We start from the raw sequence: 22,781 nt of genomic DNA on the forward strand, positions 1-22,781 counted from the left end.
TGTCCTGGAAGTGCGCGTCAGACCGTTGGAGGGCGGAGGGCCCCGAAATGTTCCCGACAACTTTGTGGGAACTTTCGGTGACCCCACCGAACTCTCATCTGTCAGGCGGCTCCAAGATCAGGGTCGCGACACAAATGTGCTTGTCGCAACGAAGAAGAGAACGAGTGCACGCAACGTGCAATCGGTTTCGAACAGTGGTTGGCGAACCGTACGCTCAGATGGTTCACGTAGCCGACGCTGCACGCGACAACAGAACGAATGGGGTGAAAAAGTGCAGTATCCCGGCGTGATTCTGTCGATCGACTTCGGTACGTCCAACACCGCCGCGGCGCTGTACACCCCGGACGGCCAAGTCCGCACGCTCCGGCTTGGCGCCCGATCGGACCTCATGCCGTCGGCCGTCATGCTGACCGAGGCCGGCTTCCTTATCGGCGAAGCCGCGACCCGTTCGGCAATGCTCGATCCGACGCGGTACGAGCCATCCCCGAAGCGTCGCCTCAGCGATGGCACGGTCATGCTGGGGGACCGGTTCCTGCCGGCGACCGACCTCGCCGCCGAGGTCCTCAAGGACGTCCTCAAGAAGGCTGCGCGGTTCACCAACCAGCCGGTGGCAACGGTCATCATGACCCACCCGGACCGGTGGGGCCCGGCCACGATCCATCAGCTCAAGACCGCGGCGCTTGCCTCCGGAATCCCGGAACACACGCTTGCCTTCGTCACGGAGGCCCATGCGGCAGCGTGGCATTACACGACCACCGGCACGCCGCTGAGCCCCGGCGAGCGCCTCGCCGTTCTCGACTACGGCGCCGGCACCTGCGACGTCGCCGTTCTGGAGAAGAGCGCCGTCGGATTCCGCGTGCTCGTCGCCGATGGTCACGAAGGCCTCGGCGGCAACGACATCGACGCCCACATCTGGAACTGGGTGACTCACCAGCTCGCCGGTTCCAACCCCGCGCTCGCCGCCGAACTCTCCTCTGCCGACGGGATTCGCACCCAACTGAGCACCCAGGACCGCATCCGCGAAGCCAAAGAGTCGCTGTCGGAGTACCCGACGGCCCCCATCCCGGTGACCGGCAAGACCGGCGACGCCGTGCTCACGCTGACCCGGAACGAACTCAACACGCTCATCACCCGTGACCTGTCGAGAGCGGTGCAACTGACGCACACGCTCATCAACCAGTCCGGGCCGCCGGCCCCGACGCGGATCTACCTCACCGGCGGCACCAGCCACATCCCACACCTACACACCCTGCTCACGTCGGTCGCGCCGATCGCGACGCTCGACGACCCGAAGACCGTCGTCGCGAAGGGTGCGATCACCGCCTGGCTCGGCACTCGCGGGGCGCAGTCGCCACCTCCTCCGCGTCGGGTGTCCACGCCCCCGACTCCCCCTCCGCCGACCCCGCCACGTAAGCCCACCCCGCCCCCGACGCCCCCTCGTCAGCCCACGCCACCCCCGGCACCGCCGCGCGTCACGACTCCTCCGCCGCCGCGGGTGCCGACCCCTCCGTCTTCGACGCCGACCCGATTCGTGACCGCTCCGCCGGCCGGACGCCGCGGCCGCGGACGGCTGTTCGCCGCGGTCACGGTGGGAATCGTCGTGCTGCTCATCGCCGCGTTCGGAATCTGGAAATGGAAGGGCGCGGCGGACAACGCCGAACTCGACGCCGCGTTGGCGAAGCTCGAGATCGGCGCGTTCTCGACCGACCCACGTGACCTGCCGGCGAAGACCGGCTCGGCGGACAACGGAAAGTGGATCGAATCGCACCGCATGCTCGACGTCGTCGCCGATCCACACGATCTCGACTCGTCGTTCGACTACCGAACCTCGAGTTGGCACATCGACCCGAGCGACAACATGAGCGCCTGGGGTGCCGACACCGGCACGCCGAACTCGAGCGTGTCGGCGACTCTGGCCCGCAACAACTTCGTCGCAGCGGCGACCACCTCCGGCACGACCTTCCCCGCGAAGGGCGAGTCGAAGACGGGTGATCGGCTGCTGTCCGTCGCGCTGATCCGATTCGCCGATGCCAGTGCCGCGAATGCCGCGGCCAAGGACATCATCGCCGCGAACAGCCGGGACTCGGCGATGCGGAAGACCTCGATCCCGGGCTATTCCCAAGCCGATGCCCGGTGGTACGCGGGCAGCAAGGCGATCGGTGCGACTCTCACGAGCGGTCCGTTCATCATCGAGATCACGACGTGGGGCAATACCGAAGAAGCGCTGGCCAATCTCGTGTCGCGCATCTTCGATGCCCAGCTCAAGCTCTTGCAGAACTTCGAGCCGACGCCAGTCAGCGATCTCGCGTCCATGGATATGGACAAAGACGGTGTCCTGAAGTTGGTCGTCGCCAGCCCGAACGACAAGTCGACCGATCTGAAGACCGCGGGCACCTTCGGTGCACGAGCCACACGATTCGTCATCACCGATGGTCAGGGCATGGACCTGTCGGACAAGATGAAGCGCAACAACGTCGAGTTGATCACCTACGACGAGAGCACCACGCTCACTCGAACGGCGTCCGAGAGCGATGCGGCACAGCTGCAGTCCGACTTCGCCAGCCTCGAAGCCGGCACCCGCGTCACCTCACCGGTCGGACTGGACTCGGCGACGTGCTTCTCGCGGGCGGCCGCGGCGGGCTCGACCGAACCGGGGACGTTCACGTGCTACGCGCACGTCGGACGATTCATGATTCAGACCTTCGGTAGCAACGAGTCCGAAGTTCGGCAGCGCACGTCCGCGCAGTACGCGCTACTGATGCGGCACGCCTGACCGGCCATCCGGGAACATTTCACCGCGAGCGCGCATCCAACTCGCATGTTGGTGAATACACGAACCCTCATCGGAACGGCGGCACTGTGCGTGGCGCTCGCGGGCTGCAGCTCGACGATTCACGGCGTCGCGAAGAGCAAGCCGGGTGAGGTTGCCGTCGCAACCACGACGGTGGCCGAACCCACGGCGACCACCTCGCCCAGTCAGCCCACATCGACGGCGTCCAAGCACTGGTCGATGCTGATTGCCGGCGAGTGCATCACGCACCTTCCGGGCCAAGGCGAGACCTTCACCATGGTCGATACGGTGAGCTGCACGTCCTCCCACGATGCCGAGGTTTTCGCCGTCGAATCATTGGTCGACCCGTCAGATGACGCAGCCGCCGAGAAGGCCTGCGGGCTGGCGTTCGCCGATTACGTAGGGGTTCCGGTCGAGCACACCAAATACACCTACAACTGGTTAACCGCGGCGAGTTCGTCGCATGTGACATCGTCAAGGGCCATCTGCGTTCTGTTCCGGGCGGACGGGTCTCCGATCACCGGTTCCGCGCACGTGTGATCTCGGTGCGCAGATCTACCCATCGACCAGGGCGGGAAATGGGTAAGTCGCCCGACGCGCGAGACACGGCGATCTTCGTACTGTCGTGACATGGCTACTCAACACATCGACACCCTCATCATCGGCGCAGGTCAGGCCGGGCTTTCGACGGGGTACCAACTCCGTCGGCGCGGTCGCGAATGCCTCATTGTCGACGGGAACTCCCGGCTTGGCGACAACTGGCGGATGCACTACGACTCTTTGCGCGTGTTCACGCCTGCAAAGGTCAGCGGTTTGGCGGGCCTGCCCTTCCCCGCCGCTCCGAACAGCTATCCGACAAAGGACGAACTCGGCCAATACCTCGAGCAGTACGCAATTCAGTTCGACCTCCCCGTCCGGCTGAACACGCGGATCGATTCCCTGACGTTCGACGGCACCCGATACCTCGCGGGCTATGACGGCGAGACGATCACCGCGGACAACGTCGTCGTGGCGACGGGACCGTATGGCCGGCTTCCCAATATCCCGGACTTCGCCAAGGATCTGGATCCGGCGATTCGGCAATTGCATTCCGGCGACTACAAGCGCCCCGGTCAGATGCAGCCGGGTCCGGTGCTCGTCGTCGGCGCGTCGCACTCCGGCGCGGACATCGCGTACGAAATTGCCGCGGAGCACCCGACGATCCTCGTGGGCCGCGACCCGGGCCAATTCCCGGCCCCGCTCGAATCGTGGCGCGGACGCCACCTGTTCCCGGTCGTTCTCTTCGCTTTCAAGCACGTCCTCACTCGGCGTACGCCGATCGGCCGCAAGGTGCGCGCTGAGATGATGGCGCATCACGGCGGACCGATGCTGCGGGTTCAGCGCCAAGACCTGGCCGCACGCAAGGTCGAACGGCACGTCGAACGGGTCACCGGAATTGCCGACGGAAAGCCCGCACTCGCGGATGGCACCGTTCTCGACGTGACGAACATCGTGTGGGCCACCGGATTCCGTCACGACTACAGCTGGCTGAAACTGCCTGTGTTCGACGATCACGGCTGGCCGATCGAGTATCGCGGAGTGGTCGAGCATCAGCCCGGGCTGTACTTCTGCGGCTTGTTTTTCCAGTTCGCATTCTCGTCCTCGATGATTCCCGGCGCCGGGCGCGACGCTGAGTTCATCGCCCAGCAGATCGCACGTCGCCGTGTTGCTGTACCGGCTTGACGGGCAGAATTCCTGACGTGGGCATAGTCGAGGATCTGCGGCAAGCGCAGGAGGCGTACGAGCGGCGGGATTGGCTCGCCGCGTACGCAGACCTGAGCGCGGCCGAACCCGATGTCCTGTCCGGCGATGACTTCCTTCGGCTCGCCATCGCGGCGTTCCTCACCGGCCGGCGCAACGACTGCATCCAGGCTCTGCAGCGGGCCTACGCGTGTTACGTCGACAGTGGCGCCCCGCGGTTCGCCATTCGATGTGCCTTCCACCTGGGCATGATGCTCTCGGCCGGCGGCGAACATGCGATCGCCGGCGGATGGGTCAGTCGCGCCCAGCGACTGCTCACCACGCTCGCGGACGATTGCCCCGAGGCCGGGCTGGTCGAATACCCGCTGATGTTCCGAAGTCTGGTTTCGGGCGATTACGAGTCTGCGGCTCGGCGAGCGGAACGAGTCATCGATCTCGGCCATCGTTTCAACGACCCGGAGCTCCTCGCGATGGGCCTCAATGCGACCGGTCGAATTGCGATCTACCAGGGCCGCGTCAGTGCGGGACTCGCGCTCCTCGATGAAGGAATGCTCGTCCTTGCCGACGACTCCATCAACCCCATCATCGCCGGTCACATGTACTGCTCGATGATCGAAGCGTGCCAGGAGATGTGCGATTTCGATCGCGCGGAGCAGTGGACTCGCATGCTCTCCGGCTGGTGCGACGGCCAGCCGGGGCTCGTCGCATTCACCGGCTCGAGGTCGCTGCATCGGGCACAACTCATGCGCATTCACGGCAATTTCGAAGCGGCGCTCGCCGAACTCGACCTCGCCGAGCGTCGATACCTCGGGATGGGGAGCCGCGCTGCGGTCGAAGCCGTGTACCTCGAGCGTGCGGACATCTTCCGCATGCTCGGGCGCCTTTCGGAAGCGGAAGCCGAGTTCGACCGCGCTCAACAGCGCGGCGCGGACCCACATCCCGGGCTCGCCTTGGTTTGGCTCGCGCATGGCCGGGTCGACGCGGCGATCGCGGCCGCTCGACGACTTCTCGGTGAGCCTCGCCCGGCAATCGCCCGGGCGCGCCTGCTGCCGTCGGCGATTGAGATCCTTCTCGCCGCGGGCGACGTGGCGGAGGCTCAAACGCTCAGCGACGAACTGTCCGGCTACGCCGAAAGCTTCGGCTGCACCGAATTGTCGGCCACCGCGGACTACGTGCGAGGAGTCGTCCTGGCGGATTCGACCGGAATCCCCGCGTTGCGCCGCGCGAGCGCGGTGTGGCAAACGCTCGATGTGCCATACGAAGCGGCCCGCTGCGCCGATGCGCTGGCGCGCGCATTCCGCAGGGCGGGAGATGCGGCCTCTGCGGTAATCGAGGACGACCGGCGCCGAACACTCCTGGACCGACTGGGCATCACGTCCCGGGCGACTCCCGCTGGCCTGTCGGACCGCGAAGTCGAAGTCCTACGCCTGGTCGCCGCCGGACGATCGAACCCCGACATCGCGCGCTCCCTGTTCCTCAGCGAGAAGACGGTCGCACGTCATCTCTCCAACATCTTCACCAAGATCGGCGTCGGATCGCGCACGGCTGCAGCCGCTTTCGCGTTCGAACACAAGCTCGTGTGAGCCCTTACCGCTCCAACGTCTTCGGGCCCGGGTTCGTCGTCCCCTCGATCATCGCCTTGGGCCGAGACAGCACGAGTTCGCGAACCCAATTTCGAATCGTCAGGTAAGGGCGAACGTCAGCAAGCGCTTGCACTCCGATCGCATCGATGCCCTGCGCCGTGCATAGCGCAATTGCACGCCGCAGGTGGAAATCCTGAGTCACGACGATCGCTTCTTCGATCCCGAACACCGCACGTGCTCGGGAACAGGTGTTGTACGTGTTCACGCCGTAGCGGTCGTCGGCGATCAGGGACGGCACCACACCACGTTCGACCAGGTATTGGTGCATGGCGGCGACCTCGTCGCCCTTCGTGGATCTCGCGTTTCCGGACACCAGAACTCGCTCGGCGCGGCCGTCGCGAACGACCGCGAGGGCCGTTTCGAGGCGCGACCGCAGGTAGGGCGACGGCGCGCCATCGTGCTCGACGCGGTCGCCGAGCACGATCACCCACTTTCGGTGACCCTCGCCCCCGATCCGCGAGGCGCTGTGCCACAGCACCCACAAGCTCGAAAAAGCAACGGCCGCAGCGACTCCGAACGCGACAAACGACACCAACCGGCGCGTGGCGCGCAGCAACCTCACTCTTTGAACTTACCCAACTGATGGCGAAGACAGTCCTCGAGATCTGGGCGCCGGAACGGGTGTCCGTGCGCGGTCAGCCGCGCGGGCACCACCCGCTGATCGGCGAAGGCGACTTCCTTGGCGCCTTCGCGTCCCAGCAGCAACGCCGGCCCGAATGATGGGGCCGGGAAGAAGGCAGGCCGGTGCAAGACCCGACCGAGCGTCTTCGAAAACTCCTCGTTCCGAACTGGATTCGGAGAAACCGCGTTGATCGGTCCACTCAGGCTGTCGTCGGTGAGGGCCGCGAGGTAGATGTCCGTCAGATCGTCGAGGTCTATCCACGACATCCACTGCCGACCATCGCCGAGACGGCCGCCCAGCCCGGTCAAAAACACGAGACGAAGGAGTTGGAGGGCGCCTCCGCGCGGCGATTGCGCAATTCCGGTGCGCACGTTGACCACCCGAACCCCGGCTGCAGAGGCCGGTTGGGTCGCCTTCTCCCAGTCGGCGACGACATCGGCGAGGAATCCGGTTCCGCGTTCGGACTCTTCCGTCAGGACTTCGTCTCCGCGGTCCGCGCCGTAGATGCCGATCGCGGAGGCACACACGAACGTCTTGACTCCGGCTTGCGCCGCCGCCTCGGCAAGTGCGCGCGTCGGCCCGATTCGACTGTCGTAGATCGCGGTGCGGTGTGAATCGGTGAATCGGCCGGCGATCGGCTCGCCGGCCAGGTGAACGACGGCATCGATTCCGCGAAGCAGGTCCGGATCAGTTGCAGCGGGGTACCACTGACGCTCCGTCGGATTACTCGGCGACCGTCGTACCAGGCGAACGACATCGTGCCCGCAGGTGGTCAGCTGGGCACACAGAGCGGTCCCGATGAGACCGGATGCACCGGTCACCGCAACGGTCATGACGGGTCCTTTCGTCCGCCCGGCAACGGCGAGATCATCCCGCAGTTGGCGGCGGCGATATTCGAAGGTCGAGCGAAGAAGCCGGCCCGGAACCGGTGTCGCGATGCGATCGGTGATGCGCGTTCGGTGCGATCCGAGGGCCCAGAATTCGTGCGTATGCCGCCAGCGCAATGGCAAAGATGTCAACTCGTCGGTGAAGCGCTCACCTGGCACATGGTCGCGATGCTGGGCGACCCACTTGAGCCCGCCGGGCAGCCGAAGAATCGCCTGACCATCGGACACATTCGCCGCTTCCTGATGCACCGTGAGCGGCTGCCACGGCGGCATCAGCCGGTGCAGAGCACCCGGGCGTTCATGCCAACGAACCACATCGCCGATGGGCGCATCCACGATGTCTGACGATTCCCAACTCATGACTTAAATCTATGCAAATCCTATGCAGAGTGGAAGAGTAGATATCGATGACGACCGCAATTGCTCTTTTCACTCGCGATCTGCGGGTTCATGACAATCCCGTCTTGAACGCTGCAGCGAAGTCCGAACACGTTGTGCCGCTCTTCGTGCTCGATCCTGCATTCGATCACGTCCAGGACGGACCGCGGCGCAGATTCCTCGTCGACGCTCTCCACGACCTGGACCGCATGCTCGACCAGCGTGGCTCCCGCCTGGTCATCCGGCGCGGGGACACCGTCGAGGAGGCCTGCCGACTCGCCGCCGAAGTCGACGCCACCGAAGTCCACATCGCCGCCGATGTCACCGAATTCGCCCATCACCGTGCGCGGCGACTGCACGACGCCCTGACCTGCCGCCTCGTCGAACACGAAGCGGTCCACACTGTCGTGCCGATGGGTCAGTTGCGCCCAGTAGGACGTGACCACTACGCGGTCTTCACCCCGTATTGGCGAAAGTGGGCGGACACTCCCCTCCGGTCTGTGCTGCGTGCGCCCGGAAAACTGGACACACCGGACGTTCACTCGTTCGACCTGCCCAAGGTTCGAGAAGCGTCCGGCGGCGGTGAATCGACCGGACGCCTCCGTGCGTCGAAGTGGCTGCGCGACGGAGTTCAGGACTATGCCGACCAGCGGGACATCCTCGCCGCCGACGGCACGTCCCAGCTGTCCCCCTATCTGCACTTCGGGTGCGTTTCCGCGCTCGAACTCACGGTCCGGGCACGCGAAGCCGATGCCGAGGATTTCGTGCGACAACTCGCGTGGCGCGATTTCCACCATCAGGTCTTGGCACACAACCCGAAGCTCACGAAGACCGACCACCGCACGCCGCACCGCGACTGGGCCGATGACGCCGACGTTCGCGCGGCATGGGCCGCGGGGATGACCGGCTATCCTCTCGTCGATGCAGGTATGCGACAACTGGCGGCGACGGGCTGGATGCACAATCGTGCACGCATGCTCGTCGGCAGCTTCCTCACGAAGACACTCGGCGAAGACTGGCGATTCGGTGCAGAAGTCTTTGCTCGGCAGCTCGTCGACGCCGACGTCGCGAACAACATCATGAACTGGCAGTGGGTCGCGGGCACGGGTACCGACACCCGTCCAGCACGCCGGCTCAGCCCGATCCGGCAAGCCGAACGCTTCGACCCCGACGCGACCTACATTCAGCGTTGGGTTCCGGAATTGTCCTCTCTGCCCGCGAAATACGCGCGAATGCCCTGGACTCTCCCGGGCGCCCAGAGACGGGCGATCGACTACCCGGACCCCATCGTCGACCCACCCGAGTCGGCGCGATGATCGGCCCGACGACCTGGACCGTCACCGCGGTCGCCGCCAAGCTCGGACTGAGCGTGCCTACCTTGCGCAGCTGGGAGAGGCGCTACGGCATCGCGCCAAGTCACCGAACTGACGGCGGACATCGGCGATACACCAGCGCCGATGTGGCCAGCCTGCAGCACATGCAGGACCTCATCCGGGCTGGCACCTCGACGAGCGATGCCGCCAAACGTCTTCTTCTCGAACCCGATCCGGAGGGACTCCACGCCGCTGTCGACCGCATGGACTCCGCCGCGATCGCCCACCAGGCGCGCCTGCTCGTCACGAGGTACGGCACCGAGTACGCGTGGATGACGCAGTTCGTACCGCTGTTGCGGGACGCCGGCGAACTATGGCTCTCAAACTTTTCCGGCATCGCCATCGAACATGTCCTCAGCGATGCCCTGTTGCTTGTCCTGCAGGAAAGCACAACCCAACGAATGTCGGAGGACAAGCCCCGGGTGCTACTGGCGTCGACCTCGCAGGAACAGCACACGCTCCCGCTCTACGCCGCCGCCAGCGGGTTCGCCGAGCGACGGATCAGCAGTCGCGTCCTCGGCCGAGTGCCCGGTGATGTCGTCGTCGAGCTGGCCGAAGAACTTCAACCCGACGTCGTGTTCGTGTGGTCCCGGAGCCCCGAAACGGCGGAACCGGACACGCTGCGACGCGTGGCCGACCACGCCCGAACCATCGCAGCGGGTCCCGGGTGGGGTGAGCTACCGCAGCAGGAAACCGTGCACGATCTCGCCGAAACTCTGCGAGTGCTCGCCCACGCCTAAAGCAGCGACGAAACGGTGTGCCAGCCGAGCACGGAGTCGACCGCGAGGCCGCAGAACACGATCGACAGGTAGTTGTTCGACTGGAGGAACAACCGCAGCGGCTTGATCGGAGCGCCGTTGCGGACGCCGTTGAACAGCTGAATCGCCATCGCCAGGAACCAGATTCCGGCAGCTGCGGCGACGCCCGCGTAGATCACCCCGGCACCTGGGATGAGCGCGAAGCTCGTGAGCACCGTAGCGATCGTGTAGATGACGATGTGCTTGGTGACGTGCTCCTCGGTCGCCACGACCGGCAGCATCGGGACACCGGCAGCCTTGTAGTCCTCGCGGTAACGCATCGCGAGGGCCCACGTGTGCGGCGGGGTCCAGAAGAAGATGAGCAGGAACAGGACAACGGCCTGCCAGCCGATCGAACCCGTGACCGCGGACCAACCGACGAGAGTCGGCATGCAGCCAGCCGCCCCACCCCACACGACGTTCTGCGAGGTACGGCGCTTGAGTCCCATCGTGTAGACGAAGACGTAGAACAGGATCGTCGCGACGACGAGCGAACCGGACAGCAGGTTCGCCCGCCACCACAGCCACGCGAACGATCCGACGCCGAGCACGATGCCGAAGATCAGTGCATTGACACGCGGCACCGTCTGGCGAGCGAGCGGTCGGCGCTCGGTCCGTTTCATGACCTTGTCGATGTCGGCATCGACAACGCAATTCAGCGTGTTCGCACTCGCAGCGCCCAACCATCCACCGAACAGCGTGCTGGCGATGAGGACGATGTCGAGCGATTCGCCACGCATCGCGAGCAACATCGTCGGGATCGTGGCGACGAGAAGAAGTTCGATGACGCGCGGTTTCGTCAGCGCGATGTACGCGAGTACCCGGTTGAACGGCTGCGGAGGGGCGGCCGACGGGGCCTGCGGAGCATCGGCCGCAACCTCGACCGACCCGCTGGTTCCGTGCCCGACGGCCACGTCACGGGCCGACTGGTGGCCAATCCGCACTAATAGCTCCCTCGCCGTTGTGGGGCCCGGAAATGATCACTCCGAGCGCGTGCGCATCGATCCCCCAAGCGCATTCCTCACCAGATGCTATCCGAGGCCGATGGGCGGCCTGCGCGGAACCGCCTCAGGACCGCGTTCCGGGCGGACATCTGCCCCAGAACTGCCGTCCGGTGTGCCCGATTCGGGACCTAGGACCCGAATCGCGCGACGAAGGTCCGCACTATCGCGGTGCGCACGATCAGGTCATGCACCGCTCTCCACGATTGGTTGAGTCGGCAACCTCTGCTGGCAATCCCCTCGAGGAAGCTGGAAATGGCGCGCCGACACCTTGCACTGCTTCCGTTGATCATCCTGACGATCACCGCACCCGGCGTATCGGTCGCTGAGGTGCCCTTTCCGTTGACGACCACGACGACCGCGCCCGCGACTTCGACCAACCAGGTCGAACCCACCTCGACGCCCGCTTCATCCGCGACCGCCTCGACCACCACGGCCGCAATGACGACACCGACGACGCACACAACTGAGTCGCCGCCCAGCGCAACGACACCACCTGCATCAACCGAACCCACGCCGACGACACCGCCGAGCGCAACGACGATGGCATCCACGCCGACCCCGACTACCACCACGTCAACCACGTCAGCCGCGTGGAGAGCCGCGCTCGCGACACCCCCACCGATGAGCTCGTCGGCAATCCCGACCACGACCACCACGAACAACGCACAGGCTGCGGCCACGGAATTAGTGGCGATCACCGCTGGCATCGCAGTGCCGGCGGGCAGCGACTCGGGCACCAAGCGTCAGTTCACCATTCCGGTCACCGTCACCGATCTTCGAGTGACGGGCAATGGATGGACCGCGACGAGCTCGATCACGGCATTTGTGGGGACCTCGACGGGCGTTGTCCTACCCACCGAGAACGTCTACTCCTCGACCACGAGCAAGTGCAGTCACGCCGTTCAGAAGGTGACGGTGTCAACCGTCCCGGTGGTGATCCACGAGTCGACAGGCCCGTGCACCGCCTCCTGGACGGTGCATCTCGACGTACACATTCCCGACACCGGTTTGATCACGGACACCTACACCGCGGTTCTCACGCACGACATCGCCATCACCGGACTCGGGGCCTAGGACGGTGAGTACTCCCGCGTAGCCGACCCGTATACCGGGGACTAAGCTCTCGGGTGAACTCACAGTGCTCGATTTCACATCGTGAATGACAGCTGCGAGGTCAGCCAACGGCGTCACCAGTCCAAGCAGGACTCCAACCGAACTCCAGGAGATTTTTTCCTCGTGTCGATGACAGACGATCTGAGCGCGCTCACCCGGGCCAACTACCCCGCCGACTGGACCGAACTGGATACGCGCGCGGTGAACACTGTGCGTGTTCTGGCCGCCGACGCTGTTCAGAAGGTCGGAAACGGTCACCCTGGCACGGCGATGAGCCTCGCGCCCCTCGCCTACACGCTGTTTCAGCGCACCATGCGGCACGACCCCGCGGACCCGGACTGGGTCGGCCGGGATCGCTTCGTTCTCTCGTGCGGCCACTCGAGCCTGACCCTCTACATCCAGCTCTACCTCGCTGGTTTCGGTCTCGAACTCGATGACCTCAAGGCCCTGCGCACCTGGGGCTCCAAGACCCCGGGCCACCCGGAGCACGGCCACACCGCCGGTGTCGAGATCACGACCGGCCCCCTCGGCTCCGGCATCGCCTCGGCGGTCGGCATGGCGATGGCTGCGCGTCGCGAGCGCGGTATGTTCGACCCCGCTCCGGAGCTCGGCGAGAGCCCCTTCGACCACCACATCTACGTCATTTGCTCGGACGGCGACATGGAGGAGGGCGTCAGCGGCGAGGCGAGCTCGCTCGCCGGCACCCAGCAACTGGGCAACCTCATCACGATCTACGACGACAACCACATCTCGATCGAGGACGACACCGCGATCGCCTTCGGCGAAGACGTCGGCGCTCGCTACGAGGCCTACGGCTGGCACGTGCAGCGGGTCAACGGTGGTGAGGACGTCCGCGCGATAGAGGAAGCCCTCGCGAACGCCAAGGCCGTCACCGACAAGCCGTCGCTGATCGTCCTGCGGACCATCATCGCGTTCCCGGCACCGAACAAGATGAACACCGGAGCTTCGCACGGTTCCGCGCTCGGCAACGACGAGGTCAAACTCGTCAAGCAAGAGCTCGGCTTCGACCCGGAGCAGACGTTCGAGGTCGCCGGCGAGGTTCTCGGCCACACCCGTAAGGCGCTGAGCCGGGGTGCGGTCGCAAAGGCCGAGTGGCAGAAGGGCTTCGACGCCTGGGCCGAGCGCGAGCCGGAGAACAAGGCACTGTTCGACCGCCTGATCGGCCGCAAGCTCCCGGACGGCTGGACCGACGGTTTGCCGAGCTGGGACGCCGGCGCGAGCGAAGCAACCCGTAAGGCATCGGCGAAGACCATCGCCGCCCTCGGCCCGGTCCTGCCGGAGCTGTGGGGTGGGTCCGCCGACCTCGCCGAGTCGAACAACACCACGATCCCGAACTCGGCGTCGTTCGGCCCGGAGTCGATCTCGACCGAGTCCTGGAAGGCCAACCCGTACGGCCGCGTCCTGCACTTCGGTGTTCGCGAGCACGGTATGGGCGCGATCCTCAACGGAATCGCGCTCCACGGCCCGACGCGCGTGTTCGGCGGCACGTTCCTCGTGTTCAGCGACTACATGCGTCCCTCGGTCCGCCTCGCGGCGCTGATGCAGCTGCCGGTCACGTATGTGTGGACGCACGACTCGATCGGTCTCGGTGAAGACGGCCCGACCCACCAGCCGATCGAGCACGTCGCCGCACTGCGTGCCATCCCGGGCTTCAACATGCTTCGCCCAGGTGACGCCAACGAGACCGCGCACGCGTGGCGCGCGGTCATCGAACAGGGCACCGACCAGGGCAAGCACCAGCCGTGCGGCCTGGCCCTGACGCGTCAGAACCTGCCGGTACTCGAGGGCACCAAGGACGCCTACGAGGGCGTGCAGAAGGGTGGCTACATCCTGGCCGAGGCGTCGAACGGTGACCCGGAGGTCATCATCATCGGCACCGGTTCGGAATTGCAGCTTGCCGTCGCCGCGCGCGAGGCTCTCGAAGCCGACGGAATCGCGACCCGCGTGGTCTCGATGCCGTGTGTCGAATGGTTCGATGCGCAGGATCAGTCGTACCGGGACACCGTCCTCAAGCCCACCGTCAAGGCCCGGGTCGCGGTCGAAGCCGGCATCGCGATGCCCTGGTACCGCTTCGTCGGCGACAGCGGCGAGATCGTTTCGATTGAACATTTCGGAGCTTCCGCCGATTACGCCACGCTTTTCCGCGAATTCGGATTCACTGCAGATGCAGTCACTGCGGCCGCGCAGCGCGCGCTCGCAAAAGCGAAAGGATAAAGCACCGTGACGCAGAACCCCATCGTCGCCCAGCTTGCAGCCACGGGAGTCTCCGTATGGCTGGACGACCTTTCCCGCGAACGGATCCAGACCGGCAACCTGGCCGAGCTGATCAACACCAAGGGCGTTGTGGGCGTCACCACCAACCCGTCGATCTTCCAGGCCGCGTTGGCCAACGGCACCTTCTACGCCTCACAGCTCAAAGAGCTCGTGTCGCGCGGAGCTGACACCAACGCAGTCATCCAGGCGATGACCACCGACGACGTTCGTGACGCTTGCGACATCCTCCTGCCCATCTACGAAACGTCGGGCGGCTTCGACGGACGCGTCTCGATCGAGGTCGACCCGTTCCTCGCACACGAGACCGAGAAGACGATCGCCCAGGCGCAGGAACTGTGGAAGATCGTCGACCGTCCGAACCTGCTCATCAAGATCCCGGCGACCAAGGCCGGCCTGCCGGCGATCACCGCCGTCATCGCTGAGGGCATCAGCGTCAACGTGACGCTGATCTTCTCGGTCGAGCGGCACGTCGAGGTCATGAACGCCTACCTCGAGGGCCTGGAACTGGCCAAGGCCAACGGCCACAGCCTGTCCAAGATCCACTCGGTCGCATCGTTCTTCGTCTCGCGCGTCGACACCGAGATCGACAAGCGTCTCGAGAAGTCCGGTACGGCCGAGTCCCTCGCCCTTCGCGGTAAGGCTGGTGTCGCCAACGCCCGCCTCGCCTACAAGGCGTACCAGGACATCTTCGAGAACGGCGACGCCTTCGCCGCGTTGCGCGCTGCCGGTGCCAACGTGCAGCGTCCGCTCTGGGCGTCGACCGGTGTCAAGAACCCCGAGTACTCGGACACCATGTACGTCACCGAACTCGCCTGCCCGAGCGTCGTCAACACGATGCCCGAAGCCACGCTGAACGCCCTTGCCGACCATGGCGTCGTCCACGGGGACACCGTCAGTGGAACCGCGGCATCGGCCCAGCAGGTCTTCGACCAGCTGACCGCGGTCGGTATCGACCTCGTCGATGTCTTCCAGGTTCTGGAGGACGAGGGTGTCGACAAGTTCATGAAGTCATGGCAACAGGTGCTCGACGGCGTCGGCGCCACCGTCGAGGAAGCCAAGGCCGCGCTTTAACGCCTCGTTCTCGGCGGAACGATGAGTAGCCGCGATGCCGTCCCGGAGTGGATCAATCCACTCCGGGACGAGCGCGACAAGCGTCTGCCTCGCATTGCGGGGCCGTGCAGTGTGGTGATCTTCGGTGTCACGGGCGACCTCGCACGCAAGAAACTTCTTCCCGCGGTGTACGACCTCGCGAGCCGCGGACTGCTCCCCCCTGGTTTCGGCCTTGTCGGATTCGGCCGCCGCGACTGGTCTCATGAGGATTTCGCGGCCGAGGCCCTCAAGTCCATCCGCGACCATGCCCGAACCCCGTTCCGCGAACATGTGTGGGAACAGTTGTGCTCGGGAATGCGGTTCGTCAATTCCAGCTTCGGTGATGCCGACGGATACCAACGGCTGACCGAGACTCTCGCCGAACTCGACTCGTCCCGCGGTACAGCGGGAAATCACGCGTTCTACCTCTCCATTCCGCCCAGCGCGTTTCCGGTCGTACTGGAGCAACTGTGCGGATCCGGTCTGGCGAACGGCACCGGCAGCCAGTGGCGGCGAGTGATCATCGAAAAGCCATTCGGCCACGATCTCGCCAGCGCGAAAGAACTCAACAAGATCGTCAACAACGTGTTCGGCGAGGACTCGGTCTTCCGCATCGACCACTACCTGGGCAAGGAAACCGTCCAGAACATCCTGGCGTTGCGCTTCGCCAACCAACTGTTCGACCCACTGCTCAACGCGCACTACGTCGATCATGTGCAGATCACCATGGCCGAGGACATCGGTCTCGGCGGTCGCGCCGGCTACTACGACGGCATCGGCGCTGCTCGCGATGTCATCCAAAACCACCTCATTCAGTTGCTCGCCATGATCGCCATGGAAGAGCCCGTGAGCTTCAGCTCCCGCGAAGTCCGGACCGAGAAGGTCAAGGTCCTGTCCGCGACGAAGCTCGTCCAGCCGCTCGACGAGACCACCGCCCGGGGCCAGTACAGCGCGGGGTGGCAGGGCGCCGAACCCGTCGTCGGTCTGCTCGAGGAAGCCGGATTCTCCCCCGAGTCCACGACCGAGACGTACGCGGCGATCACCGTGGACGTCCAGACCCGCCGCTGGGCGGGTGTGCCGTTCTTCCTGCGCACGGGCAAGCGCCTCGGGCGCCGGGTCACCGAGGTTGCGGTGGTGTTCAAACGCGCTCCGCACCTGCCGTTCGACGCCACGATGACCGAAGACCTCGGCCAGAACGCGCTGGTCATCCGGGTACAGCCCGACGAAGGCGTAACGATGCGCTTCGGTTCGAAAGTACCGGGGTCGAGCATGGAGGTCCGTGACGTCAACATGGACTTCAACTACGGCGAGGCATTCACCGAGTCGTCTCCCGAAGCGTACGAACGCTTGATCCTCGATGTTCTGCTCGGCTTCCCGTCGTGGTTCCCGATCAATGAAGAAGTCGAGCTGTCGTGGGAGATTCTCGATCCAGTGCTCGAACGGTGGGCAGCCGACGGCAAACCGGAAGCCTACGAGTCGGGCGGCTGGGGTCCGGAGTCCGCGAACGAGATGCTGCGCCGCACTGGTCGCGAATGGCGGCGGCCATGATTGTCGAACTGCCCGACACGACGACGGGAATGGTGGCGCGCAAGCTGCTCAAGCTGCGCGAAGAAGCCGGCGTCGTCACCGCCGGCCGGGTTCTTACGCTCGTGGTGTGTGCGTACGGCGCCGCCACCGACGACCTCGTCTCGGCCGCCGTCGAGGCGGCCCGTGAGCATCCGTGCCGGATCATCGTTCTGTCCCATGGCGACCCCGACACGCGTCCGTATCTCGATGCCCGGCTGAGCATCGGTGGCGAGACCGGAGTCTCCGAGGTCCTGCTGCTCAAGCTGCACGGAGAGCTCGCCCAGCACGAGAACTCGGTCGTCATTCCGTTCCTACTGCCGGATACGCCGGTCGTCGTGTGGTGGCCCGGAACCGCGCCCGAGCGCCCCGCCAGTTCCCCGGTCGGGCAGCTCGCGACCCGGCGGATCACCGATGCCACGCTCTCCGCCGATCCGATGTCGACGATCCGTGGTCGGCTGGCGAGCTACACGCCCGGTGACACGGACATGGCATGGGCTCGAGGAACCTACTGGCGCGCACTCCTTGCTTCCGCACTCGACGAGCCGCCCTATGAGCCCGTCGAGTCCGTGATCGTCTGCGGTCCGGCGACCGAACCGGCGATCGACCTGCTCGCCGGCTGGCTCGCAGAACGACTCAACTGTCCGGTCAAGCGGCTCTCGGGTGGCGTCCGCGCCGAATTGGTCCGTGCGACGACGTCCATTTCCCTGTCCCGACCTGCGGGATCTACCTCGGGAATCCTCCGCCGGACGGGTCAGCCGGACACTATCGTGGCGCTGGCGAGGCGCGAAACCGGCGAGTGTCTCGCAGAAGATCTGCGGCGACTCGACGCCGACGAGATCTACGAGAGCGCGTTGCGTGGTCTGGAGAAAGTGAACTATGGCTGAGTTGATCGTGTCGCAACACTCCGACGTCGACGCCTTGGTGGCGGCCGCGACGGAGCGATTCGTCGACATCGTGGCCGCCGCCCAGGCGGAGCGCGGATCGGCGTGCGTGGCACTGACCGGAGGCGGCGCCGGTATCGCGATGTTGCAGCGTCTCCGCGATCACTCGGACGCGATCGACTGGGCGAACGTCGACATCTACTGGGGTGACGACCGATTCCTCCCTGCAGACGACCCGGAACGGAACGAGAAGCAGGCACGTGAAGCGCTGTTGAATTTCGTGCCCGTGGATCCGAATCGAGTACACCCGATGGCTCCGTCGGACGGCGAGTTCGGCGACGACATCGAGGCGGCCACCGCGGCCTACGCCGAGATTCTCCGCGCCGCAGCCGGCGACGACGGCGTCCCCGAATTCGATGTTCACCTGCTCGGAATGGGCCCGGAAGCACACATCAATTCCCTGTTTCCGCACACGGCCGCGGTTCGCGAGGAGTCGGCGTATGTCGTGGCAGTCACCGATTCACCCAAGCCTCCGCCGACGCGCATCACGCTGACTCTGCCCGCGGTTCGCCGGGCGAAGCAGGTCTGGCTGCTCGTTTCCGGTGCCGGCAAGGCCGAGGCGACCGCGGCGTGCCTCAATGGAGCCAGCTCGGACGACTGGCCGGCGGCCGGCGCGACAGGATCAGTAGCAACCGTGTGGTTCGTCGACGACGCCGCAGCGAGCGCACTGCCCTGATCTCGACCGCATAAACAGAACACTTGGTCTGTTTATGTCCTCACAAATCGGACCTTGCGGCTTGATTGACGCGGGAACCTACCGGCCATCCGGCCGCTGCCGATCAATCCCGATCCACCTATGGTTGCCATGACAATCTGCGACCACCCGCCGCTATTTCGATTCGATAAATGTACAAAAATTCTGCAAATCCGACCGCATTCCGACCAATCAAATGGCTTTTAGGTAAATCGGACTCTGCCCAGAATGCGTTAATATGAAACTCATTCTGTTGGTATTTTCATTACAGTTTGATTTACATACCAACCGGTCTTGTTTATTCTTGAGCTGCACGTCATCACGTCGTGCGCCGCCGCAGCGGCAACGGAGACGCTCAGAACGGGACGGTTCACGAAATGCGGAAATTGGTAGTGGGAGCACTTGCGGTGGGCAGCGTTGCAGCCATCGTGCTTCCAGCGGTAAGCAGCGCAGCGACATCGAGTAATACGACGCTGCAAATCAACGTCACGGGTGGTGACATTTCGATCAGCGCCCCGGCTGGACCTGTCGTCCTCGGCAGTGGCGACCTGACCACAGGCACCCTGAGCGGAACGTTCACCAACAGCGTCGGCAGCGTCGCGGTCACCGACAACCGCGGGGCGCTCGCCGCCTCGTGGACGGTAAACGCCGCGTTCACCGACTGGCACCCGTCCACCGCTGGCGCCTCGGACCACACCGCCGACGTCTCGGCAGCAACCACGCTTTACACCACCGGCTCGAAGACGGCCGGCAATGCGGTCTTCGTTAGCCTCGCTTCCGCCGCCGGTCTGGGCAGCCTCCTTCCGGTTGCCTCCGGCACCGGAGTAGGCATCAACTCCGCAACCTGGAATCCGACGGTTGCGGTCCCTAAGGCCGGCTTCACAACGGCAGCCACCTACACCGCGACCTTGACGCATTCCGTCACCGTCATCGCTTAATCCGACAACAATTCAGAAGGCACGAACCGCTGCCATCTTCGAGAGAGACCCACTTCAGTGAAGAAGTTCGTTCTGTTGATCATGGCAGTGTTCGTGGCCTTTCACGCACCCCTCGCGCACGCCGAAGAACCCGATCCGACGCACCCCGGACTCGGGCTTCGGCTGCTCGACATCCCGAACTACCAGCAGGGTGACACGCGCGCAGCAAGCGCGGTCGTGGATGCGACCCTCCCCGGTACGACCGTGGTTCGACACATCCGCGTCGCCAACCGAACCGGGCAGGTCGAACCCGTAGACCTCTACGTCGGTCCCGCCAAGATCGAGCAACCGCAGGGGTTCATGGACCAACCCCGCGGAGACCAGAACGAACTGTCGTCCTGGTCATCGCTGGACAAGACGAAAATGACGATGGCCGACAACGAGGAGCAGGTCGTGACGCTCACGATCAACGTTCCGAAAGACGCCACTGAAGGCGAGCGCTACGCGGTGTTCTGGGCCGAGATGCAGAGCCAGAATTCCAATGACGCCATGGGCGTCAAGCTCGTCAACCGCATCGGAATCCGCATCTACCTGACGGTCGGCCCCGGCAATGGCCCGACGCCCAAGTTCCAGATTGACTCACTGACGCCGCGCAAGAACGACCGCGGAACTCACGAGGTCGTCGTGAAGGTGTCGAACACCGGTGAGCGGGCCGTTGATCTCCACGCTGATCTCGCACTGTCCGATGGTCCCGGCGGCCTGAAGATGGATGAACGAACCTCTCCCGGCACCACGACGTTGGGCATCGGTCAGAGTGGCGAACTCATCGTCGACATCGGAGTCGCCCTTCCGGCTGGCAAGTGGCACGCCAAGGTCAAAGTCCGAAGTGGACCGATATCCGAGACCAAGGAAGCCGACCTCGTCTTCCCGGAGTCCGGCACCGGCGAGACGGTGAAGATCGACAACAGCACGCCGAGCACCATTCCGTGGCCGTTGCTCATCGGCGCAGCGACATCCGGTGCGGCCCTCGTCGCGATCATCGCGCTCGTGCTTGTCCTTCTGCGCCGCCGCAGCGGCTCGCACCGACCGAAGTCTTGATGACAAGTGGCTGGTCGACGTGTCACACCGTCGACCAGCCACCAACCCTTACTAGAGAAGCCGACACATGAATATCCGAACAGCCATTCCGATCCTGGTCGCGAGCCTGTCGCTCGCGGGGTTCGCGCCGGCAAGTTCGGCGGACGAGCTGCCGGCGGCCCCCACCACGGCCGAGGCACCGGGGCTGACCACAGGTCCCGCAGCGACCACCACGAAGAGTTCGATGTTCGATCCGACTACGACGAAAAGCTCGATGTTCGGCACGACCACCGCGAGTACCACGACGCCGACCACGACCACCAGCACCACGACACCGCCCACCACCACCGAGACCACCACCACCACGACGACAACCGAGCCCCCAGTCACCACGGTGACCACCGAGGCCGCACCGCCGCAGACCACAACCACCACTGCACCGACGCCAACTGTCGCCGCGCTGGAGACGACGACGCCGACCACCACCACCACGGCGCCGCCGACCACGACCGAGACGACCACTTCGGCGGCGACCACCTCCGCGACGACTACGACGACCACACCACCCGCGGGCGAGCTGAACCTCACCACGAGCGCGTCGACGAGCAGCTCGGCCGAGGTCGGCGCGCGGACGCTCACCATGTCGTTCACCGTCACGGTGACGGATACGCGGACGGACAGCGCGGGGTGGACGGCGCAAGCCTGGGTGACGAACCTGGTCACGGAAAAGGGCGCGGTCACGGTCCCGGCTAGTATCAGTTACGCGTCGAGTCCCACGGGCTGCAGCACCCCGTCCGCGAAGCAGGTTCTCAGCGGCTCACCGGTCGTCGTGCAGCGTGCGGACAAGCAGTGTTCGGGTTCCTGGACCGTCACCGTGACGGTGCTTCTTCCGGAAAGCGCCACCATCGCGGACATCTACAACGCTACAATCGAGCACTCTGTCACGGGTCTCACCGCGACGCCGGCCACGAGTTCGCCGGCGGCTTGACTTTCGCTGCGTCCGTGTGCCATTCGCCATTTCAAGGTCATCTCACCAGGTCGTTGCGACACCGCTGTGGCTAGTTCGCGCGGAAGTTGCAACCGACCCGTTATCGCACTAGCTTTCTCTGTGGTTGGGGGCGGGGGTCGTTAACACCAACCCAGTTCAAAACGAAAGAGTGTTATGGGCAACATGAAAAACGTTCTGATCAAGGCCGCCGCTGTTCCTGCCGCCGCGGCCTTCGTTCTCGCTGGTTCTGGCGTTGCAGCTGCACTTCCGGTTGACATCGAGGTCCCGGACGCTTCGGTGCACGCTGAGGCTGTCTCGGACATCAAGGCCGACATTGCCGACGCCAAGGCTGACGCCCAGGCGAAGATCGATGCCAAGGTCGACGACATCAAGGATGGCATCGAGGCCAAGACCGACGGAATCGTCGACGCCAAGGCAGCTATCGCTGACAAGGTCGAAGACACCCAGGATGCTGCCGCAGACGCGGCTGCAGACGCGCGCGCCAACGTTGCCGCCGCGATCGATGATGTTGACGGTGGTCTCCACTTCGGCGGCGCTGCCGGTATCGGCGCTCACGGTGGCCTCCTGATCGACTTCAACGGTGGCCTCCTCCTCGGTGGACTCCTCGGCTTCGCGATTCACGGCCTCGAGCACGGTCACGGCCACGAGCCTGCCCCGTGCAAGCCGGTTCACGTGGTCACCGAGGCCAAGGCCAAGGACACGACGGTCGTCTACACCTCGGCGAGCAAGTCGCTGCCGCAGACCGGTGTTCCGGCTGCCGCACTGGCTGGTGCTGGTATCGCCACCATCGCCGCTGGCGCTGGTGTCACCTTCCTCGCTCGTCGTCGCGAGGCGTAAGTAACCCG

At 65.0% G+C, this 22,781-nt stretch carries 21 protein-coding genes; 16 read left to right on the top strand and 5 right to left on the bottom strand.

What is annotated here, in order from left to right; all coding sequences use genetic code 11:
* Positions 1 to 286 precede the first annotated feature (286 nt).
* The 4 genes from F600_RS30745 to F600_RS0120845 all read left to right on the top strand — a co-directional run bounded on the left by F600_RS30745 (position 287) and on the right by F600_RS0120845 (position 6,114).
* Complete coding sequence (locus F600_RS30745; protein ID WP_156024702.1) at positions 287 to 2,773, top strand: Hsp70 family protein; 2,487 nt, start codon at positions 287 to 289, stop codon at positions 2,771 to 2,773.
* Positions 2,774 to 2,824: 51 nt separating this feature from the next.
* Positions 2,825 to 3,331 (top strand): hypothetical protein, encoded by a 507-nt coding sequence (locus F600_RS0120835; protein ID WP_156024703.1) that lies wholly within the window; start codon positions 2,825 to 2,827, stop codon positions 3,329 to 3,331.
* 90 nt (positions 3,332 to 3,421) lie between these two features.
* On the top strand, positions 3,422 to 4,513 hold the full coding sequence (locus F600_RS0120840; protein ID WP_018162594.1) for a flavin-containing monooxygenase: 1,092 nt from the start codon (positions 3,422 to 3,424) through the stop codon (positions 4,511 to 4,513).
* A 17-nt stretch (positions 4,514 to 4,530) separates the two neighbouring features.
* Positions 4,531 to 6,114 carry a helix-turn-helix transcriptional regulator gene (locus F600_RS0120845; protein ID WP_018162595.1) on the top strand — a complete coding sequence of 528 codons (1,584 nt, stop codon included), beginning with the start codon at positions 4,531 to 4,533 and terminating at the stop codon, positions 6,112 to 6,114.
* A gap of 4 nt (positions 6,115 to 6,118) precedes the next feature.
* On the opposite strand, the gene F600_RS0120850 is transcribed toward F600_RS0120845, so the two are convergent.
* Together F600_RS0120850 and F600_RS0120855 are read right to left on the bottom strand one after the other, a co-directional pair.
* Positions 6,119 to 6,736 (bottom strand): SanA/YdcF family protein, encoded by a 618-nt coding sequence (locus F600_RS0120850; protein WP_018162596.1) that lies wholly within the window; start codon positions 6,734 to 6,736, stop codon positions 6,119 to 6,121.
* The gene (locus F600_RS0120855; protein ID WP_018162597.1) at positions 6,733 to 8,043 is read right to left on the bottom strand and encodes a TIGR01777 family oxidoreductase; all 1,311 of its coding nucleotides are present in this window, start codon (positions 8,041 to 8,043) and stop codon (positions 6,733 to 6,735) included. Before F600_RS0120855 ends, F600_RS0120850 begins: the two co-directional genes overlap by 4 nt.
* A gap of 47 nt (positions 8,044 to 8,090) precedes the next feature.
* On the opposite strand from F600_RS0120855, the gene F600_RS0120860 reads away from it, so the two are divergent.
* Both F600_RS0120860 and F600_RS0120865 read left to right on the top strand, forming a co-directional pair.
* The gene (locus tag F600_RS0120860; protein WP_026306784.1) at positions 8,091 to 9,377 is read left to right on the top strand and encodes a cryptochrome/photolyase family protein; all 1,287 of its coding nucleotides are present in this window, start codon (positions 8,091 to 8,093) and stop codon (positions 9,375 to 9,377) included.
* A complete protein-coding gene (locus F600_RS0120865; protein WP_018162600.1) occupies positions 9,374 to 10,174 on the top strand; it encodes a MerR family transcriptional regulator in 801 nt (266 codons plus the stop codon). Before F600_RS0120860 ends, F600_RS0120865 begins: the two co-directional genes overlap by 4 nt.
* Here F600_RS0120865 and F600_RS0120870 read toward each other — a convergent pair.
* Together F600_RS0120870 and F600_RS0120875 are read right to left on the bottom strand one after the other, a co-directional pair.
* Entirely contained in the window at positions 10,171 to 11,145 is a 975-nt protein-coding gene (locus F600_RS0120870; RefSeq protein ID WP_018162601.1) for a heme o synthase, read from the bottom strand. The genes F600_RS0120865 and F600_RS0120870 overlap by 4 nt on opposite strands.
* Before the next feature lie 218 nt (positions 11,146 to 11,363).
* Positions 11,364 to 11,933, bottom strand: a complete 570-nt coding sequence (locus F600_RS0120875) for a hypothetical protein (RefSeq protein ID WP_156024704.1) — start codon at positions 11,931 to 11,933, stop codon at positions 11,364 to 11,366.
* Here F600_RS0120875 and F600_RS0120880 point away from each other — a divergent pair.
* The 8 genes from F600_RS0120880 to F600_RS29245 all read left to right on the top strand — a co-directional run bounded on the left by F600_RS0120880 (position 11,923) and on the right by F600_RS29245 (position 20,948).
* Positions 11,923 to 12,309 carry a hypothetical protein gene (locus tag F600_RS0120880; protein ID WP_156024705.1) on the top strand — a complete coding sequence of 129 codons (387 nt, stop codon included), beginning with the start codon at positions 11,923 to 11,925 and terminating at the stop codon, positions 12,307 to 12,309. The two genes, F600_RS0120875 and F600_RS0120880, sit on opposite strands and share 11 nt — an antisense overlap.
* A gap of 168 nt (positions 12,310 to 12,477) precedes the next feature.
* The gene (gene tkt / locus F600_RS0120885; RefSeq protein ID WP_370670710.1) at positions 12,478 to 14,583 is read left to right on the top strand and encodes a transketolase; all 2,106 of its coding nucleotides are present in this window, start codon (positions 12,478 to 12,480) and stop codon (positions 14,581 to 14,583) included.
* A gap of 6 nt (positions 14,584 to 14,589) precedes the next feature.
* Positions 14,590 to 15,714, top strand: coding sequence for a transaldolase (gene tal, locus F600_RS0120890; protein ID WP_018162605.1), 1,125 nt, complete (start codon positions 14,590 to 14,592; stop codon positions 15,712 to 15,714).
* A 21-nt stretch (positions 15,715 to 15,735) separates the two neighbouring features.
* Positions 15,736 to 17,280, top strand: a complete 1,545-nt coding sequence (zwf, locus tag F600_RS0120895; RefSeq protein ID WP_018162606.1) for a glucose-6-phosphate dehydrogenase — start codon at positions 15,736 to 15,738, stop codon at positions 17,278 to 17,280.
* Entirely contained in the window at positions 17,277 to 18,182 is a 906-nt protein-coding gene (gene opcA, locus F600_RS0120900) for a glucose-6-phosphate dehydrogenase assembly protein OpcA (protein ID WP_026306786.1), read from the top strand. The genes zwf and opcA overlap by 4 nt, the downstream gene beginning before the upstream one ends.
* Positions 18,175 to 18,915 (top strand): 6-phosphogluconolactonase, encoded by a 741-nt coding sequence (gene pgl, locus F600_RS0120905; protein WP_018162608.1) that lies wholly within the window; start codon positions 18,175 to 18,177, stop codon positions 18,913 to 18,915. The genes opcA and pgl overlap by 8 nt, the downstream gene beginning before the upstream one ends.
* Positions 18,916 to 19,310: 395 nt before the next feature.
* Positions 19,311 to 19,871 (top strand): hypothetical protein, encoded by a 561-nt coding sequence (locus F600_RS0120910; RefSeq protein WP_156024706.1) that lies wholly within the window; start codon positions 19,311 to 19,313, stop codon positions 19,869 to 19,871.
* Between the two features lie 57 nt (positions 19,872 to 19,928).
* Complete coding sequence (locus F600_RS29245) at positions 19,929 to 20,948, top strand: COG1470 family protein (protein WP_018162610.1); 1,020 nt, start codon at positions 19,929 to 19,931, stop codon at positions 20,946 to 20,948.
* A 51-nt stretch (positions 20,949 to 20,999) separates the two neighbouring features.
* Here the strand turns inward: F600_RS29245 and F600_RS31725 are convergent, their stop codons facing one another.
* Positions 21,000 to 21,569, bottom strand: coding sequence for a hypothetical protein (locus tag F600_RS31725; RefSeq protein WP_018162611.1), 570 nt, complete (start codon positions 21,567 to 21,569; stop codon positions 21,000 to 21,002).
* Between F600_RS31725 and F600_RS0120925 the strand changes: the two genes are divergently transcribed.
* Complete coding sequence (locus F600_RS0120925; protein ID WP_018162612.1) at positions 21,568 to 21,915, top strand: hypothetical protein; 348 nt, start codon at positions 21,568 to 21,570, stop codon at positions 21,913 to 21,915. The two genes, F600_RS31725 and F600_RS0120925, sit on opposite strands and share 2 nt — an antisense overlap.
* A 183-nt stretch (positions 21,916 to 22,098) precedes the next feature.
* The gene (locus F600_RS0120930) at positions 22,099 to 22,773 is read left to right on the top strand and encodes an LPXTG cell wall anchor domain-containing protein (protein WP_162141458.1); all 675 of its coding nucleotides are present in this window, start codon (positions 22,099 to 22,101) and stop codon (positions 22,771 to 22,773) included.
* Positions 22,774 to 22,781: the final 8 nt, after the last annotated feature.

The sequence above is a fragment of the Smaragdicoccus niigatensis DSM 44881 = NBRC 103563 genome, from assembly GCF_000380645.1.
GTDB lineage: Bacteria > Actinomycetota > Actinomycetes > Mycobacteriales > Mycobacteriaceae > Smaragdicoccus > Smaragdicoccus niigatensis.